The sequence below is a fragment of the Pseudomonas sp. BN515 genome (genome assembly GCF_029873155.1).
Lineage (GTDB): Bacteria > Pseudomonadota > Gammaproteobacteria > Pseudomonadales > Pseudomonadaceae > Metapseudomonas.
On the sequence record NZ_SSOH01000022.1, the window covers coordinates 1 to 17,627 of the forward strand.

13 protein-coding genes and 1 tRNA gene are annotated in these 17,627 nt (G+C 59.4%); all 14 read right to left on the reverse strand.

Features of this window, described 5'->3' with window-relative positions:
- Positions 1 to 1,148, reverse strand: a 1,148-nt coding sequence (tuf, locus tag E8E91_RS05945; protein ID WP_280364816.1) for an elongation factor Tu, incomplete at its 3' end; no start/stop codon positions are given.
- A gap of 30 nt (positions 1,149 to 1,178) precedes the next feature.
- Positions 1,179 to 3,308, reverse strand: a complete 2,130-nt coding sequence (fusA, locus tag E8E91_RS05950) for an elongation factor G (protein ID WP_280374997.1) — start codon at positions 3,306 to 3,308, stop codon at positions 1,179 to 1,181.
- Between the two features lie 18 nt (positions 3,309 to 3,326).
- Entirely contained in the window at positions 3,327 to 3,797 is a 471-nt protein-coding gene (gene rpsG, locus E8E91_RS05955) for a 30S ribosomal protein S7 (protein ID WP_280374998.1), read from the reverse strand.
- 108 nt (positions 3,798 to 3,905) lie between these two features.
- Positions 3,906 to 4,277: a 30S ribosomal protein S12 gene (gene rpsL / locus E8E91_RS05960; protein WP_003448708.1), complete on the reverse strand. Its 372-nt coding sequence runs from the start codon at positions 4,275 to 4,277 to the stop codon at positions 3,906 to 3,908.
- A gap of 147 nt (positions 4,278 to 4,424) precedes the next feature.
- Positions 4,425 to 8,624 carry a DNA-directed RNA polymerase subunit beta' gene (rpoC, locus tag E8E91_RS05965; protein WP_280374999.1) on the reverse strand — a complete coding sequence of 1,400 codons (4,200 nt, stop codon included), beginning with the start codon at positions 8,622 to 8,624 and terminating at the stop codon, positions 4,425 to 4,427.
- Between the two features lie 67 nt (positions 8,625 to 8,691).
- Complete coding sequence (gene rpoB, locus E8E91_RS05970) at positions 8,692 to 12,765, reverse strand: DNA-directed RNA polymerase subunit beta (RefSeq protein WP_280375000.1); 4,074 nt, start codon at positions 12,763 to 12,765, stop codon at positions 8,692 to 8,694.
- A 221-nt stretch (positions 12,766 to 12,986) separates the two neighbouring features.
- Complete coding sequence (gene rplL, locus E8E91_RS05975) at positions 12,987 to 13,355, reverse strand: 50S ribosomal protein L7/L12 (protein WP_280375001.1); 369 nt, start codon at positions 13,353 to 13,355, stop codon at positions 12,987 to 12,989.
- 86 nt (positions 13,356 to 13,441) lie between these two features.
- Positions 13,442 to 13,942, reverse strand: a complete 501-nt coding sequence (rplJ, locus tag E8E91_RS05980) for a 50S ribosomal protein L10 (protein ID WP_077525954.1) — start codon at positions 13,940 to 13,942, stop codon at positions 13,442 to 13,444.
- Between the two features lie 212 nt (positions 13,943 to 14,154).
- Positions 14,155 to 14,850: a 50S ribosomal protein L1 gene (rplA, locus tag E8E91_RS05985; RefSeq protein ID WP_153917510.1), complete on the reverse strand. Its 696-nt coding sequence runs from the start codon at positions 14,848 to 14,850 to the stop codon at positions 14,155 to 14,157.
- Positions 14,850 to 15,281 carry a 50S ribosomal protein L11 gene (gene rplK, locus E8E91_RS05990; protein WP_003448698.1) on the reverse strand — a complete coding sequence of 144 codons (432 nt, stop codon included), beginning with the start codon at positions 15,279 to 15,281 and terminating at the stop codon, positions 14,850 to 14,852. The genes rplA and rplK overlap by 1 nt, the downstream gene beginning before the upstream one ends.
- Before the next feature lie 116 nt (positions 15,282 to 15,397).
- On the reverse strand, positions 15,398 to 15,931 hold the full coding sequence (gene nusG / locus E8E91_RS05995) for a transcription termination/antitermination protein NusG (RefSeq protein WP_028630537.1): 534 nt from the start codon (positions 15,929 to 15,931) through the stop codon (positions 15,398 to 15,400).
- A gap of 10 nt (positions 15,932 to 15,941) precedes the next feature.
- Entirely contained in the window at positions 15,942 to 16,310 is a 369-nt protein-coding gene (secE, locus tag E8E91_RS06000; RefSeq protein WP_151131566.1) for a preprotein translocase subunit SecE, read from the reverse strand.
- 48 nt (positions 16,311 to 16,358) lie between these two features.
- Positions 16,359 to 16,434: transfer RNA gene (locus tag E8E91_RS06005), tRNA-Trp, on the reverse strand.
- A gap of 53 nt (positions 16,435 to 16,487) precedes the next feature.
- On the reverse strand, positions 16,488 to 17,627 hold a 1,140-nt coding region (gene tuf, locus E8E91_RS06010; protein WP_280375002.1), incomplete at its 5' end, for an elongation factor Tu.

Sequence of the window (17,627 nt, forward strand, 5' to 3'; positions counted from 1 at the left end):
CCTTCGCGGATCGCGAAGCGCAGGCCATCTTCCATGGCGATCGGAGCGATCAGGGTGACAACCATCTTGATGTTGTCGCCCGGCATTACCATCTCTACGCCTTCCGGCAGTTCGCAGTTACCGGTCACGTCAGTGGTACGGAAGTAGAACTGCGGACGGTAGCCCTTGAAGAACGGGGTGTGACGACCGCCTTCTTCCTTGGACAGCACGTACACTTCGCACTCGAACTTGGTGTGCGGCTTGATGGTGCCCGGCTTGGCCAGAACCTGACCACGCTCTACGTCGTCACGCTTGGTGCCGCGCAGCAGGACGCCAACGTTCTCACCGGCACGACCTTCGTCGAGCAGCTTGCGGAACATTTCAACGCCGGTGCAGGTGGTCTTGGTGGTCGCACGAATGCCGACGATCTCGACTTCTTCCTGAACCTTGACGATGCCGCGCTCAACACGACCGGTAACCACGGTACCGCGGCCGGAGATGGAGAACACGTCTTCGATCGGCAGCAGGAACGGCTGATCGATGGCACGCACCGGCTCCGGAATGTAGGAGTCCAGGGTCTCAACCAGCTTACGAACGGCGGAAACGCCGATTTCGTTGTCGTCCTTGCCTTCCAGGGCCATCAGAGCGGAACCGATGATGATCGGAGTGTCGTCGCCCGGGAAATCGTAGGTGTTCAGCAGGTCGCGAACTTCCATTTCGACCAGTTCCAGCAGCTCGGCGTCGTCAACCATGTCGGCCTTGTTCAGGAACACGACGATGTAAGGAACACCCACCTGACGGGACAGCAGGATGTGCTCGCGGGTCTGCGGCATGGGGCCGTCAGCAGCCGAGCAAACCAGGATAGCGCCGTCCATCTGCGCAGCACCGGTGATCATGTTCTTCACGTAGTCAGCGTGACCGGGGCAGTCAACGTGAGCGTAGTGACGAACAGCGGAATCGTACTCAACGTGGGAGGTGTTGATGGTGATACCGCGAGCCTTCTCTTCCGGCGCGTTGTCGATCTGGTCGAAAGCGCGAGCGGAACCGCCCCAGGTCTCGGAGCAGACCTTGGTCAGAGCAGCAGTCAGAGTGGTCTTGCCATGGTCAACGTGACCAATGGTGCCGACGTTGACGTGCGGTTTGTTACGTTCAAATTTTTCCTTAGCCACGACAGTAAACCTCTTACTTAAAGGGCTGAATCAACCTTGTTTTTTAACCAGCGCTTCGACGATGTTCGACGGAGCTTCGGCGTATTTGGAGAATTCCATAGAGTAGCTAGCGCGACCCTGGGACATGGAACGAACGTCGGTCGCATAACCGAACATCTCACCCAGCGGAACCTCGGCACGAATAACCTTACCGGAAACCGAGTCTTCCATCCCCTGAATCAGACCACGACGACGGTTCAGGTCACCCATCACGTCACCCATGTAGTCCTCGGGGGTCACCACCTCTACCTTCATGATCGGCTCAAGCACCTTACCGCCGCCCTTCTGGGCCAGCTGCTTGGTCGCCATGGAGGCAGCGATCTTGAACGCCATCTCGTTGGAGTCGACGTCGTGGTAGGAACCATCGAACACAGTAGCCTTCAGGCCGATGAGCGGATAACCGGCAACAACGCCGTTCTTCATCTGCTCTTCGATGCCCTTCTGGATTGCAGGGATGTATTCCTTCGGTACCACACCACCCACGACTTCGTTGGTGAACACCAGACCTTCGGCAATGTTGCCTTTCTCGTCCACGTCAGCGGAGGAGAAGCGAATCCAGCAGTGACCAAACTGACCACGACCACCGGACTGGCGAACGAACTTGCCTTCGATCTCGACGTTGTCCTTGGAGATGGTCTCGCGGTAGGACACTTGCGGCTTGCCGATATTGGCCTCAACGCCGAACTCGCGCTTCATGCGGTCAACGATGATGTCCAGGTGCAGCTCACCCATACCGGAGATGATGGTCTGGCCGGTTTCTTCGTCGGTCTTGACGCGGAACGACGGGTCTTCCTGGGCCAGTTTGCCGAGGGCGATACCCATCTTCTCCTGGTCAGCCTTGGTCTTCGGCTCAACAGCAACCGAGATCACAGGCTCCGGGAAGTCCATGCGCTCAAGAACGATCGGCTTCTCGATATCGCACAGGGTGTCACCAGTGGTGACGTCCTTCATGCCGATAAGGGCAGCGATGTCGCCAGCGCGGCATTCCTTGATCTCTTCACGCTGGTTGGCGTGCATCTGCACCATCCGACCAACGCGCTCTTTCTTGCCCTTCACCGAGTTCAGCACGGAGTCGCCGGAGGACAGCACGCCGGAGTAAACACGAGCGAAGGTCAGGGTGCCCACGAAGGGGTCGGTCGCGATCTTGAACGCCAGAGCCGAGAACGGCTCGGAGTCGTCGGCACGACGCTCGTCCTGGATCTCGTTGTCATCAGTGCTGTCCGGATGGACGCCCTGAATCGGCGGGATCTCGGTCGGAGCAGGCAGGAAGTCGATCACGGCGTCCAGAACCAGGGGCACGCCCTTGTTCTTGAAGGAAGAGCCACAAACGGCCGGAACGATTTCGCTGGCGAGAGTACGAGCACGCAGACCAGCCTTGATTTCCTCGGCAGTCAGCTCACCCTCTTCCAGGTACTTGTTCATCAGCTCTTCGTTGGCTTCGGCGGCGGCTTCAACCATGTTGTTGCGCCACTCTTCAGCCAGCTCCTGAAGCTCGGCAGGGATCTCCTCCTCACGGTAGGTAGTACCCTTGTCGTCTTCGTTCCAGTAAATCGCCTTCATCTTGATGAGGTCGATCTGGCCCTGGAAGTCATCTTCAGCGCCAATTGCCAGCTGAACCGGAACCGGGGTGTGACCCAAACGGTTCTTGATCTGACCGACTACGCGCAGGAAGTTGGCACCGGCGCGGTCCATCTTGTTGACGTAGACAACGCGCGGCACGCCATACTTGTTGGCCTGACGCCAGACGGTTTCGGACTGAGGCTCAACACCGGAAGTACCACAGAACACAACGACAGCACCGTCGAGCACGCGCAGGGAGCGCTCTACTTCGATGGTGAAGTCAACGTGACCGGGGGTGTCGATTACGTTGACGCGGTAGTTGTCGAACTGGCCACGAGAACCTTTCCAGAAGGTGGTCACGGCAGCGGAGGTAATGGTGATACCACGCTCCTGCTCCTGAACCATCCAGTCGGTAGTGGCGGCGCCGTCGTGCACCTCACCCATTTTGTGGCTGAGACCTGTGTAGAACAGGATCCGCTCCGTAGTGGTGGTCTTACCGGCATCTACGTGTGCGCAGATACCGATGTTACGGTAGCGGTTGATAGGGGTTGTACGAGCCACGAAAAAATCCTCGCTAGATTAGAAGCGATAATGCGAGAAGGCCTTGTTGGCCTCTGCCATGCGGTGCACGTCTTCACGCTTCTTGACAGCAGCGCCTTTGCCATCGAAGGCATCCAGCAGCTCGCCTGCGAGACGCAGGGCCATGGATTTCTCACCACGCTTGCGCGCGGACTCAACCAGCCAGCGCATGGCCAGGGCATTACGACGGGACGGGCGAACTTCGACCGGAACCTGGTAAGTGGCACCGCCTACACGGCGGGACTTTACTTCGACCAGCGGAGCGATGGCGTCGAGAGCTTTCTCGAAGACTTCCAGGGGATCGCTGTTCTTGCGTGCTTTGACGGTATCCAGGGCACCGTAAACGATGCGCTCGGCTACGGCCTTCTTGCCGCTTTCCATCACGTGGTTCATGAACTTGGCGAGAATCAGGCTTCCGTATTTCGGATCGTCCAGAATCTCACGCTTGGCTGCTACACGACGTCTTGGCATTGATAAGCCCTCAAACGGTCTTCAGGTTAGCCCGGGACCATAACCATTCGGTTACGCCCGACCTTACTCTTATCGACTCAATGAATATGAAAATTGATCAGCACCGAATTACTTCGGACGCTTGGTACCGTACTTGGAACGACCCTGCTTACGGTCTTTAACGCCGGTGGTATCCAGCGAACCGCGCACAGTGTGGTAACGCACACCCGGAAGGTCCTTTACACGACCGCCACGGATCAGCACTACGCTGTGCTCTTGCAGGTTGTGACCTTCACCACCGATGTACGAAGTCACTTCGTAGCCGTTGGTCAGGCGAACACGGCAAACCTTACGGAGTGCAGAGTTCGGCTTCTTCGGCGTAGTGGTGTAGACGCGGGTGCAAACGCCGCGACGCTGCGGGCAGTTTTGCAGCGCAGGTACGTCGGATTTCTCGACGATACGGCTGCGCGGCTTACGCACCAGCTGGTTAATAGTTGCCATCTATAGCTCCACTGTTGTCTTTCGACATAAACAAAATGACAGGGCAATACGCCCTGTCAAATTTAGGGGTGCATGAGTCTAAAGAGACTGAATGCCCCCGTCAAGGCAAAGCCCCCTGAAGGCCAGGGCCTCCAGGGGACATCGCTCTTAGTTGCTGCTGGAGTTCAGCGCTTCGGTCAGCGCTGCTTCCACTTCGCTCGCGCTTACGCGAACCGGCTTGCCGGCTTCGCGCTGACGCTTGCGCTCGCTGTGGTAGGCCAGACCGGTACCGGCCGGGATCAGTCGACCCACAACGACGTTTTCCTTCAGGCCGCGCAGGTAGTCGCGCTTGCCGGTAACCGCCGCCTCGGTGAGGACGCGGGTGGTTTCCTGGAAGGACGCCGCGGAGATAAACGACTCGGTGGACAGCGAGGCCTTGGTGATACCCAGCAGGACGCGTTCAAACTTGGCGATGAAGCGATCTTCGGTCGCCAGACGCTCGTTCTCTTCCAGTACCTGGGTCAGTTCCATCTGGTCGCCCTTGATGAAGCTGGAATCACCGGACTCCGCAATCTCGACCTTGCGCAGCATCTGACGCAGGATGGTTTCGATGTGCTTGTCGTTGATCTTCACGCCCTGCAGGCGGTACACGTCCTGGATCTCGTTGACGATGTACTTGGCCAGCGCGCTGACACCCAGCAGGCGCAGGATGTCGTGCGGGTTGCTCGGGCCGTCGGAGATAACTTCGCCGCGGTTCACCTGTTCGCCTTCGAACACGTTCAGGTGACGCCACTTCGGAATCAGCTCCTCGTACGGATCGCTGCCATCGTTCGGAGTGATGACCAGACGGCGCTTGCCTTTGGTCTCCTTGCCGAAGGAGATGGTGCCGCTGATTTCCGCCAGGATCGAAGGCTCTTTCGGACGGCGAGCTTCGAACAGGTCGGCAACGCGCGGCAGACCACCGGTGATGTCGCGGGTCTTCGAGGTTTCCTGCGGGATACGGGCGATAACGTCACCCACGCCCACTTGCGAACCGTCGGCCACGCCAACCAGGGCGTTCGCCGGCAGGAAGTACTGGGCGGGAACGTCGGTACCCGGCAGCAGCAGTTCCTTGCCATTGGCGTCGACCAGCTTCACGGCCGGACGAATGTCCTTGCCAGCAGCCGGACGATCCTTCGGATCCAGAACCTCGATGTTGGTCAGACCGGTCAGTTCGTCGGTCTGGCGCTTGATGGTGATGCCCTCCTCCATGCCGACGAAGGTAACGGTACCCTTCATTTCGGTCACGATCGGGTGGGTGTGCGGGTCCCACTTGGCAACGATGGCGCCCGGATCAACCTTGTCGCCTTCCTTGACGGAGATCACAGCACCATACGGCAGCTTGTAACGCTCGCGCTCGCGACCGAAGTCGTCGGCCACGGCCAGCTCGCCGGAACGGGATACGGCAACCAGATGGCCGTTGAGGTTCTCGACGTGCTTCAGGTTATGCAGGCGGATGGTACCGCCGTTCTTCACCTGGACGTTGTCGGCTGCGGAAGTACGGCTGGCTGCACCACCGATGTGGAAGGTACGCATGGTCAGCTGGGTACCCGGCTCACCGATGGACTGGGCGGCGATTACGCCGACCGCTTCACCGATGTTCACCTGGTGGCCACGCGCCAGGTCACGACCGTAGCACTTGGCGCAGATGCCGTAGCGGGTTTCGCAACTGATCGGGGAACGCACGATCACTTCGTCGACGCTCATGCGCTCGATGAATTCAACCCACTGCTCATCGACCAGAGTACCGGCCGGTACAATGACTTCATCGGAGCCCGGCTTGAACACGTCACGGGCAATGACACGGCCCAGTACGCGCTCACCCAGAGGCTCGACGACGTCGCCGCCTTCGATGTGCGGGGTCATCAGCAGACCGTGCTCGGTGCCGCAGTCGACCTCGGTCACTACCAGGTCCTGGGCGACGTCGACCAGACGACGAGTCAGGTAACCGGAGTTCGCGGTCTTCAGTGCGGTATCCGCCAGACCTTTACGAGCACCGTGAGTGGAGATGAAGTACTGGAGTACGTTCAGGCCTTCACGGAAGTTCGCGGTGATCGGGGTTTCAATGATGGAGCCGTCCGGCTTGGCCATCAGGCCACGCATACCGGCCAGCTGACGGATCTGGGCCGCGGAACCCCGCGCACCGGAGTCCGCCATCATGTACATGGAGTTGAAGGACTCCTGGTCGACTTCCTTGCCCTCGCGATCGACAACCTTCTCTTTCGAGAGGTTGGCCATCATCGCCTTGGACACTTCGTCGTTGGCCTTGGACCAAAGGTCGATCACCTTGTTGTACTTCTCGCCCTGGGTTACCAGGCCGGAGGCGTACTGGGACTCGATCTCTTTCACTTCCTCGGTGGCGGCATCGATGATGCGAGCCTTCTCGTCCGGAATGACAAAGTCATTCACGCCGATGGAAACACCGGAAATGGTGGAGTAGGCGAAACCGGTGTACATCAGCTGGTCAGCGAAGATGACGGTGTCCTTCAGACCTACCACGCGATAGCACTGGTTGATCAGCTTGGAGATCGCCTTCTTCTTCATCGGCTGGTTGACCACGTCGTACGACAGGCCGGCCGGGACCACCTGGAACAGCAGCGCACGGCCGACAGTGGTGTCGACGATGCGGGTGTTCTTGGTGATGGAGCCGTCCTTGTCCTTCACGGTCTCGTTGATGCGTACTTTCACACGGGCGTGCAGGGACGCTTCACCGGCGCGGAACACGCGGTCGACTTCCTGCAGGTCCGCGAACACGCGACCTTCGCCCTTGGCGTTAACGGCTTCACGGGTCATGTAGTACAGACCCAGAACCACGTCCTGCGACGGAACGATGATCGGCTCGCCGTTGGCAGGCGAGAGGATGTTGTTGGTGGACATCATCAGCGCGCGCGCTTCCAGCTGGGCCTCGAGGGTCAGCGGGACGTGAACGGCCATCTGGTCACCGTCGAAGTCGGCGTTGTACGCGGCGCAGACCAGCGGGTGCAGCTGGATGGCCTTGCCTTCGATCAGTACCGGCTCGAACGCCTGGATGCCAAGACGGTGCAGGGTCGGCGCACGGTTCAGCAGTACCGGGTGTTCGCGAATGACTTCGGCGAGAACGTCCCAGACCTCGGGCAGTTCGCGCTCGACCATCTTCTTGGCCGCCTTGATGGTGGTGGCCATGCCGCGGGCTTCCAGCTTGCCGAAGATGAACGGCTTGAACAGCTCCAGAGCCATCTTCTTGGGCAGACCGCACTGGTGCAGACGCAGGGTCGGACCTACGGTAATTACCGAACGGCCGGAGTAGTCAACGCGCTTACCGAGCAGGTTCTGACGGAAGCGACCTTGCTTACCCTTGATCATGTCAGCCAGGGATTTCAGCGGGCGCTTGTTCGAACCGGTGATGGCACGGCCACGGCGGCCGTTGTCCAGCAGGGCGTCGACAGCTTCCTGCAGCATGCGCTTTTCGTTGCGCACGATGATGTCCGGAGCGGCCAGGTCGAGCAGGCGCTTCAGACGGTTGTTACGGTTGATGACGCGACGATACAGATCGTTCAGGTCGGAAGTCGCGAAGCGACCGCCATCCAGCGGAACCAGCGGACGCAGGTCCGGCGGCAGCACCGGCAGGACGGTCAGTACCATCCACTCGGGGTGGTTGCCGGAGTCCTTGAAGGCTTCCATCAGCTTCAGGCGTTTGGACAGCTTCTTGATCTTGGTTTCCGAGTTGGTCTGCGGAATTTCTTCGCGCAGGCGGCCGATCTCGTGCTCCAGATCGATAGCGTTGAGCAGCTCGCGAACGGCCTCGGCACCCATGCGGGCATCGAAGTCGTCACCGAACTCTTCGAGGGCTTCGAAGTACTGCTCGTCGTTCAGCAGTTGGCCTTTCTCCAGGGTGGTCATGCCCGGATCGATCACCACGTAGCTCTCGAAATAGAGCACGCGCTCGATGTCACGCAGGGTCATGTCCAGCAGCAGGCCGATACGGGACGGCAGGGACTTCAGGAACCAGATGTGGGCAACGGGCGAAGCCAGCTCGATGTGGCCCATGCGCTCGCGGCGCACTTTGGCCAGGGCGACTTCAACGCCGCACTTCTCGCAGATCACACCGCGGTGCTTGAGGCGCTTGTACTTACCGCACAGGCACTCGTAGTCCTTCACTGGGCCGAAGATCTTGGCGCAGAACAGGCCATCGCGCTCCGGCTTGAAGGTACGGTAGTTGATGGTCTCCGGCTTCTTCACTTCACCGAAGGACCAGGAACGGATCATCTCGGGCGAGGCCAGACCAATACGGATGGCATCGAACTCTTCGATTTGACCCTGGTTTTTCAACAGATTCAGCAAGTCTTTCAAGGCCTTTCCTCCTCACGGACCCGCTACGGCCGGCCTTGACCAGCCGTAGCGTTTTGGGCGTCGCGTGTTATTCGGTTTCCAGTTCGATGTCGATGCCGAGCGAGCGGATCTCTTTGATCAGCACGTTGAAGGACTCGGGCATGCCGGCCTCCATGCGGTGATCGCCGTCCACGATGTTTTTGTACATCTTGGTCCGGCCGTTCACGTCGTCCGACTTCACGGTCAGCATTTCCTGCAGGGTGTAGGCGGCGCCGTAGGCTTCCAGTGCCCAGACCTCCATCTCCCCGAAACGCTGGCCACCGAACTGCGCCTTACCACCCAGCGGCTGCTGGGTAACCAGGCTGTAAGAACCGGTGGAACGTGCGTGCATCTTGTCGTCGACCAGGTGGTTCAGCTTGAGCATGTACATGTAGCCGACGGTGGTCGGACGCTCGAACTGATTGCCGGTACGACCGTCGAACAGACGCATCTGACCGCTTTCCGGCAGGTCAGCGAGCTTCAGCATGGACTTGATCTCGCTTTCCTTGGCGCCGTCGAACACCGGGGTGGCCATGGGAACGCCGCCCTTCAGGTTCTTCGCCAGGTCCAGGATCTCCTGGTCGCTCAGCTCGTTCAGGTTTTCCTGACGACCGCCGATCTCGTTGTAGATCTCGTGCAGGAATTCACGGAGCTCAGCGATCTTGCGCTGCTCTTCGAGCATGCGGTTGATCTTCTCGCCCAGACCCTTGGCCGCGAGGCCCAGGTGGGTTTCGAGGATCTGACCGACGTTCATACGAGACGGTACGCCCAGCGGGTTCAGAACGATGTCCACCGGAGTACCGTTGGCGTCGTGGGGCATGTCTTCGACCGGCATGATCACGGAGACCACACCCTTGTTACCGTGACGGCCCGCCATCTTGTCGCCCGGCTGGATGCGACGCTTGATGGCCAGGTAGACCTTGACGATCTTCAGCACGCCCGGAGCCAGGTCGTCGCCCTGCTGCAGCTTGCGTTTCTTGTCTTCGAACTTGTCATCCAGCATCTGGCGACGGTCGGACAGGTAAGCCTGAGCCTTTTCCAGCTGCTCGTTCAGTGCGTCTTCAGCCATGCGCAGCTTGAACCACTGGCCGCGCTCGAGGCCGTCGAGGTACTCGTCGGTGATCTCGGTGCCTTTCTTCACGCCGGCGCCGCCTTCGGCAACCTGGCCGACCAGCGCGGAACGCAGACGCTCGAAGGTAGCGCCTTCGACGATACGGAACTCTTCGTTCAGGTCCTTGCGGATCTCGTCCAGCTGCATCTTCTCGATGGACAGCGCACGGGAGTCGCGCTCGACACCGTCACGAGTGAAGACCTGGACGTCGATTACGGTACCCTTGGTGCCAGTCGGCACGCGCAGGGAGGTGTCCTTCACGTCGGACGCCTTCTCACCGAAGATCGCGCGCAGCAGCTTCTCTTCCGGAGTGAGCTGGGTCTCGCCTTTCGGAGTGACCTTGCCGACCAGGATGTCGCCAGCCTGAACTTCAGCACCGACGTAGACGATACCGGCTTCGTCCAGCTTGTTCAGCGCAGCTTCGCCCACGTTAGGGATGTCCGCGGTGATTTCTTCTGGACCGAGCTTGGTGTCACGCGCCACACAGGTCAGTTCCTGGATGTGGATGGTGGTGAAGCGATCTTCCTGGACCACGCGCTCGGACAGGCAGATGGAGTCCTCGAAGTTGAAACCGTTCCAGGGCATGAACGCGACGCGCATGTTCTGACCCAGGGCGAGCTCACCCATGTCGGTGGACGGACCATCAGCGAGGATGTCGGCGCGAGCGACCACATCACCCTTCTGCACCAGCGGACGCTGGTTGATGCAGGTGTTCTGGTTGGAACGGGTGTATTTGGTCAGGTTGTAGATGTCGACACCGGCTTCGCCAGTCTCGACTTCGTCATCGTTGACACGAACCACGATACGGCTGGCGTCGACCGAGTCGATCACGCCGCCACGACGGGCTACGACGCAGACACCGGAGTCGCGCGCAACGTTGCGCTCCATGCCGGTACCTACCAGAGGCTTGTCGGCACGCAGGGTCGGCACGGCCTGACGCTGCATGTTCGAGCCCATGAGTGCGCGGTTGGCGTCGTCGTGCTCGAGGAACGGAATCAGCGAGGCAGCGACGGAAACGACCTGCTTCGGAGAGACGTCCATCAGGGTCACGTCTTCCGGCGCCTTCACGGTGAATTCGTTCAGGTGACGTACGGCTACCAACTCGTCGATCAGTTGACCCTGCTCGTTCATCGTTGCCGATGCCTGAGCGATGACGTGATCAGCCTCTTCGATAGCGGAGAGGAAGACGATGTCGTCGGTGACCTGGGTACCCTTCACAACGCGGTACGGGCTTTCCAGGAAGCCGTACTGATTGGTGCGGGCGTAGGTCGCCAGGGAGTTGATCAGGCCGATGTTCGGACCTTCAGGGGTTTCGATCGGGCACACACGGCCGTAGTGGGTCGGGTGTACGTCACGAACCTCGAAGCCCGCGCGCTCACGAGTCAGACCACCTGGGCCGAGTGCGGAAACGCGGCGCTTGTGGGTGATTTCGGAGAGAGGGTTGTTCTGGTCCATGAACTGGGACAGCTGGCTGGAGCCGAAGAATTCCTTGATCGCAGCAGCCACCGGCTTGGCATTGATCAGGTCTTGCGGCATCAGGCCTTCGCTTTCGGCCATCGACAGACGTTCCTTGACCGCGCGCTCGACGCGCACCAGGCCAACACGGAACTGGTTCTCGGCCATCTCGCCGACGCAACGCACGCGACGGTTACCCAGGTGGTCGATGTCGTCGACGATGCCCTTGCCGTTACGGATGTCGACCAGGGTCTTCAGTACGTCAACGATGTCTTCCTTGCTCAGCACGCCCGAACCTTCGATCTCGGTGCGACCGATACGACGGTTGAACTTCATGCGGCCCACGGCGGACAGGTCGTAACGCTCGGCGCTGAAGAACAGGTTGTTGAACAGGGTTTCGGCAGCTTCCTTGGTCGGCGGCTCGCCAGGACGCATCATGCGGTAGATCTCGACCAGGGCTTCCAGCTGGTTGCCGGTGGAGTCGATCTTCAGGGTGTCCGAAATGAACGGACCGCAGTCGATGTCGTTGGTGTACAGAGTTTCGATGCGGACAACCTGGGCCTTGGCGATTTTCACCAGCAGGTCGGTGGTCAGCTCGGTGTTGCACTCGGCGATGATTTCGCCAGTAGCCGGATGCACGATGGCCTTGGCAGAGGTACGGCCAAGCACGTAGTCCATCGGGACTTCCAGCTCTTTGATGCCAGCCTTCTCCAGCTGGTTGATGTGGCGGGCGGTAATACGACGCCCCTGCTCCACGATCACCTTGCCGTTCTGGTCCTTGATGTCGAACACGGCGATTTCGCCACGCAGACGCTGCGGAACCAGTTCCAGGTGCAGACCTTCGCCCTTCACGTGGAAGACGTTGGTTGCATAGAAGGCATTCAGCACTTCTTCAGTGCTGTAGTTCAGCGCACGCAGCAGGACGGTGGCCGGCAGTTTGCGGCGACGGTCGATACGAACGAACACGCAGTCCTTCGGATCGAACTCGAAGTCCAGCCAGGAACCGCGGTAGGGGATGATACGAGCGGAGTACAGCAGCTTGCCCGAGCTGTGGGTCTTGCCACGGTCGTGGTCGAAGAACACACCCGGCGAACGGTGCAGCTGGGAGACGATGACGCGCTCGGTACCGTTGATGATGAAGGTACCGTTCTCGGTCATCAGGGGGATTTCCCCCATGTAGACTTCTTGTTCCTTGATGTCCTTGATCGCTTTGTTCGACGACTCTTTGTCGAAAATGATCAGACGGACTTTTACCCGCAGCGGCACGGCGAAGGTCACGCCACGCAGCACGCATTCCTTGACATCGAACGCCGGCTCGCCCAGACGATAGCCGACATATTCCAGAGCGGCGTTGCCGGAATAGCTGATGATCGGGAAAACAGACTTGAAGGCCGCGTGCAGGCCGATGTCACGGAATTGCTCTTTGCTGACTCCCGCCTGCAGGAATTCGCGATACGAATCCAGCTGGATGGCCAGGAGGTAGGGTACATCCATGACGTCCGGCAACTTGCTAAAGTCTTTGCGGATACGTTTTTTCTCAGTGTATGAGTAAGCCATCAGCGTTCCCCAGCTTGGTCACCTGCTTGTTTGGCCCCTCCGACGGGAGTAGCCAGAAAATCGTGCAAACCCCTTGGTTTGCTCCGCCTCCCACTGGAGGTCGGGTCACGTGCCAGGCGGCGTCCGGAGACAACCACCTAGAACGGAAAAAGGCCGGTGGCATAAGCCACCAGCCGTCAGCCTTGCGCGAAGCGCGGAGGCTGTTGACGCAAGGTCGTCGCTTACTTGAGCTCGACTTTGGCGCCAGCTTCTTCCAGGGCCTTCTTGGCAGCTTCGGCTTCTTCTTTCGAAGCGCCTTCTTTAACAACGCCCGGGGCGCCGTCAACAACTGCCTTGGCTTCTTTCAGACCCAGACCGGTCAGTTCGCGAACGACTTTGATCACGTTCACTTTCTTATCGCCGGATTCGGTCAGGATGATGTTGAACTCGGTTTGTTCTTCAACAACAGCAGCGGCAGCAGCCGGGCCAGCGGCAACGGCAGCAGCAGCGGTAACACCGAACTTCTCTTCCATCGCCTTGATCAGTTCAACGATCTGCATGACGGACATTTCGGATACGGCGTTGATGATGTCTTCGTTGGTCAGAGCCATGACTCTAATTCCTGTATAGGTGGACAGCCTATGCGGCCATCAAAATTTTGAAAGATTCAGCTTGAAAGAGGGTTATGCGGCCCGGATCAGGCAGCAGCGCCTTCTTTCTGGTCGCGAATTGCCGCCAGAGTACGAGCCAGCTTGCTGGTAGCGCCTTGGATAACGCTCATCAGCTGTGCAACGGCTTCGTTGTAGGTCGGCAGGGTCGCCAGTACGTCGATCTGATTGGCTGCGAGGAACTGGCCCTCGAATGCAGCGGCCTTGATCTCGAACTTGTCCTGACCCTTGGCGAAATCCTTGAAGATACGAGCAGCAGCGCCCGGATGTTCATTGGAGAACGCGATCAGGGTCGGGCCTTTGAACACGTCGTTGAGCACTTCGAACTGAGTGCCAGCAACGGCGCGGCGAGCCAGGGTGTTACGCACGACACGCACGTACACACCAGCCTCGCGGGCCTCTTTACGGAGTCCGGTCATAGCGGCTACGGTCACGCCACGGGCATCAGCCACGACAGCGGACAGGCCAGCTTTGGCAGCCTCGTTGACTTCAGCGACGATGGCCTTCTTGTCTTCGAGTTTAATTGCCACGGGTCTAACTCCTGGATGTTACCGTTTCGTCCAGCCGGAGCCGGACGGCGTTTTGGTGTCTGATTCGGTAAACGAATCGGGAGCACCATCTGCGTAGGCTCGGAAATCGCTTCCCGGTTTGAGGCTCGCGCCGCCTACGGTCTTGGATAGCCCCCGCCAGGCAGGGACCCCAATACCTGGCGCGACGGACGAATCCGCCGCGCCTTTATCACTTAGCCTTCGAGGGAAGCCTGATCGATCTGCAGACCCGGGCCCATGGTGGTGCTCAGGGTCACGCGCTTCAGGTACACACCCTTGGAGGTGGACGGCTTCAGACGCTTCAGGTCAGCCAGCAGAGCTTCAACGTTCTGCTTCAGCTTGATCGGCTCGAAGTCGACCTTGCCGACGGAAGCGTGAATGATGCCGTTCTTGTCGGTACGGAAACGTACCTGACCAGCCTTGGCGTTCTTCACGGCAGTAGCCACGTCCGGAGTCACGGTACCAACCTTCGGGTTCGGCATCAGGCCGCGCGGACCGAGGATCTGGCCCAGCTGACCAACGACACGCATCGCGTCCGGAGAAGCGATTACCACGTCGTAGTTCAGATCGCCGGCTTTCATCTCGGCAGCGAGCTCGTCCATGCCGACTTTCTCGGCGCCGGCAGCCAGAGCGGCTTCAGCGGCCGGACCCTGGGTGAACACGGCAACGCGGACGCTCTTGCCAGTGCCGTTCGGCAGAACGGTGGCACCACGAACGACCTGGTCGGATTTACGCGGATCGACGCCCAGGTTGATGGACACGTCCACGGACTCTTTGAACTTGGAGGTCGCCAGCTCAGCCAGCAGCTTGGCGGCGTCTTCGAAGCCGTACTGTTTGCCAGCTTCTACTTTCTCGGCGATTGCCTTTTGGCGCTTGGTCAGCTTAGCCATTACACACCCTCCACGTTCAGGCCCATGCTACGAGCGGAACCGGCGATGCTACGCACGGCCGCGTCCAGGTCAGCTGCAGTGAGATCAGCCTTCTTGGCTTTGGCGATCTCTTCCAGCTGAGCACGGGTAACGGTGCCTACTTTCTGGGTGTTCGGACGCGGCGAGCCACTGGCGATGCCGGCCGCTTTTTTCAGCAGCACGGAAGCCGGGGTGCTCTTGGTCTCAAAGGTGAAGCTGCGGTCGCTGTATACGGTGATGATCACGGGAGTCGGCAGACCCGGCTCGAGGCCCTGGGTCTTGGCGTTGAACGCCTTGCAGAATTCCATGATGTTCACGCCGTGTTGACCCAGAGCGGGGCCGACCGGCGGCGACGGGTTGGCCTGACCGGCCTTCACTTGCAGCTTGATATAAGCTTGAATCTTCTTAGCCATGTATAACTCCAGTTACGGGTTCTAGCGCCCGAAGGCTCCCCGATTGCTTTCGCGTTTATCCCAGTGACGACAAAACCCCGCAACCTAGGGCTGCGGGGTTGGGATGCCATTGTCAGTTAAGCCTTCTCGACCTGACTGAACTCCAGCTCTACCGGCGTAGAGCGGCCGAAGATGAGCACGGCCACTTGGATCCGGCTCTTCTCGTAGTTGACTTCTTCAACGACACCATTGAAGTCCGCAAACGGACCATCGATGACTCGAACAGTCTCACCCGGCTCGAACAGAGTCTTCGGCTTCGGCTTGTCACCGCTGTCGGCAACGCGACGCAGGATAGCCTCAGCTTCTTTCTCAGTAATCGGCGCAGGCTTGTCGGCAGTACCGCCGATGAAACCCATGACGCGCGGCGTATCCTTGATCAGGTGCCAAGTCGCCTCATTCATTTCCATCTGGACCAGCACATAACCAGGGAAGAACTTACGCTCGCTCTTGCGCTTCTGGCCATTGCGCATTTCCACCACTTCTTCAGTGGGAACCAGAATTTCGCCGAACTCGTCTTCCATGCCAGCCAGCTTGACGCGCTCGATCAGCGAGCGCATGACATGCTTCTCGTAACCCGAGTAAGCATGCACAACGTACCAACGCTTAGCCACGGCGCACCTATTAACCAACAATCAACGAAACAAGCCAGCCGAGCAGGGTATCAAGCCCCCACAACAGCAGCGCCATTACCAGCACGACAGCCACAACAATCAGAGTGGTCTGGGTGGTTTCCTGACGGGTCGGCCAAACAACCTTGCGGATTTCTGCGCGCGCTTCCTTGGCGAGAACAAAGAAAGCCTGACCCTTGGCAGTCTGCAGGGCCACAACAGCAGCAACAGCAGCAAGAGCGAGCAGCGCGAGGACACGGTACAGGATCGGCTCAGCGGAGAAATACTGATTGCCGACCACACCAACAGCGACAAGAGCCACCACAACGACCCACTTCAGAACGTCGAAGCGTGTTTCTTTGGCTTCAGCCTTGGCATTCATCAGCTAGGATCCTGTGAGGAGAAATGCCAGATTCTCTTTCTTGGAATCTGGCAGGCCAGGAGGGAATCGAACCCCCAACCTGCGGTTTTGGAGACCGCCGCTCTGCCAATTGAGCTACTGGCCTGTAACAAAGTCAGGCCGACCATTATGCCGACCTGACAGACCAAGATCAAGTCGTTATTCGATGATCTTGGCTACAACGCCGGCACCAACGGTACGGCCGCCTTCGCGGATCGCGAAGCGCAGGCCATCTTCCATGGCGATCGGAGCGATCAGGGTGACAACCATCTTGATGTTGTCGCCCGGCATTACCATCTCTACGCCTTCCGGCAGTTCGCAGTTACCGGTCACGTCAGTGGTACGGAAGTAGAACTGCGGACGGTAGCCCTTGAAGAACGGGGTGTGACGACCGCCTTCTTCCTTGGACAGCACGTACACTTCGCACTCGAACTTGGTGTGCGGCTTGATGGTGCCCGGCTTGGCCAGAACCTGACCACGCTCTACGTCGTCACGCTTGGTGCCGCGCAGCAGGACGCCAACGTTCTCACCGGCACGACCTTCGTCGAGCAGCTTGCGGAACATTTCAACGCCGGTGCAGGTGGTCTTGGTGGTCGCACGAATGCCGACGATCTCGACTTCTTCCTGAACCTTGACGATGCCGCGCTCAACACGACCGGTAACCACGGTACCGCGGCCGGAGATGGAGAACACGTCTTCGATCGGCAGCAGGAACGGCTGATCGATGGCACGCACCGGCTCCGGAATGTAGGAGTCCAGGGTCTCAACCAGCTTACGAACGGCGGAAACGCCGATTTCGTTGTCGTCCTTGCCTTCCAGGGCCATCAGAGCGGAACCGATGATGATCGGAGTGTCGTCGCCCGGGAAATCGTAGGTGTTCAGCAGGTCGCGAACTTCCATTTCGACCAGTTCCAGCAGCTCGGCGTCGTCAACCATGTCGGCCTTGTTCAGGAACACGACGATGTAAGGAACACCCACCTGACGGGACAGCAGGATGTGCTCGCGGGTCTGCGGCATGGGGCCGTCAGCAGCCGAGCAAACCAGGATAGCGCCGTCCATCTGCGCAGCACCGGTGATCATGTTCTTCACGTAGTCAGCGTGACCGGGGCAGTCAACGTGAGCGTAGTGACGAACAGCGGAATCGTACTCAACGTGGGAGGTGTTGATGGTGATACCGCGAGCCTTCTCTTCCGGCGCGTTGTCGATCTGGTCGAAAGCGCGAGCGGAACCGCCCCAGGTCTCGGAGCAGACCTTGGTCAGAGCAGCAGTCAGAGTGGTCTTGCCATGGTCAACGTGACC

Coding starts and splice junctions, on each gene's coding strand:
- rpsG (WP_280374998.1), bottom strand. CDS start 3,797: ATGCCAAGACGTCGTGTAGCAGCCAAGCGTGAGATTCTGGACGATCCG.
- rpsL (WP_003448708.1), bottom strand. CDS start 4,277: ATGGCAACTATTAACCAGCTGGTGCGTAAGCCGCGCAGCCGTATCGTC.
- secE (WP_151131566.1), bottom strand. CDS start 16,310: ATGAATGCCAAGGCTGAAGCCAAAGAAACACGCTTCGACGTTCTGAAG.
- rpoB (WP_280375000.1), bottom strand. CDS start 12,765: ATGGCTTACTCATACACTGAGAAAAAACGTATCCGCAAAGACTTTAGC.
- rplL (WP_280375001.1), bottom strand. CDS start 13,355: ATGGCTCTGACCAACGAAGACATCATCAACGCCGTATCCGAAATGTCC.
- rplA (WP_153917510.1), bottom strand. CDS start 14,850: ATGGCTAAGCTGACCAAGCGCCAAAAGGCAATCGCCGAGAAAGTAGAA.
- rplK (WP_003448698.1), bottom strand. CDS start 15,281: ATGGCTAAGAAGATTCAAGCTTATATCAAGCTGCAAGTGAAGGCCGGT.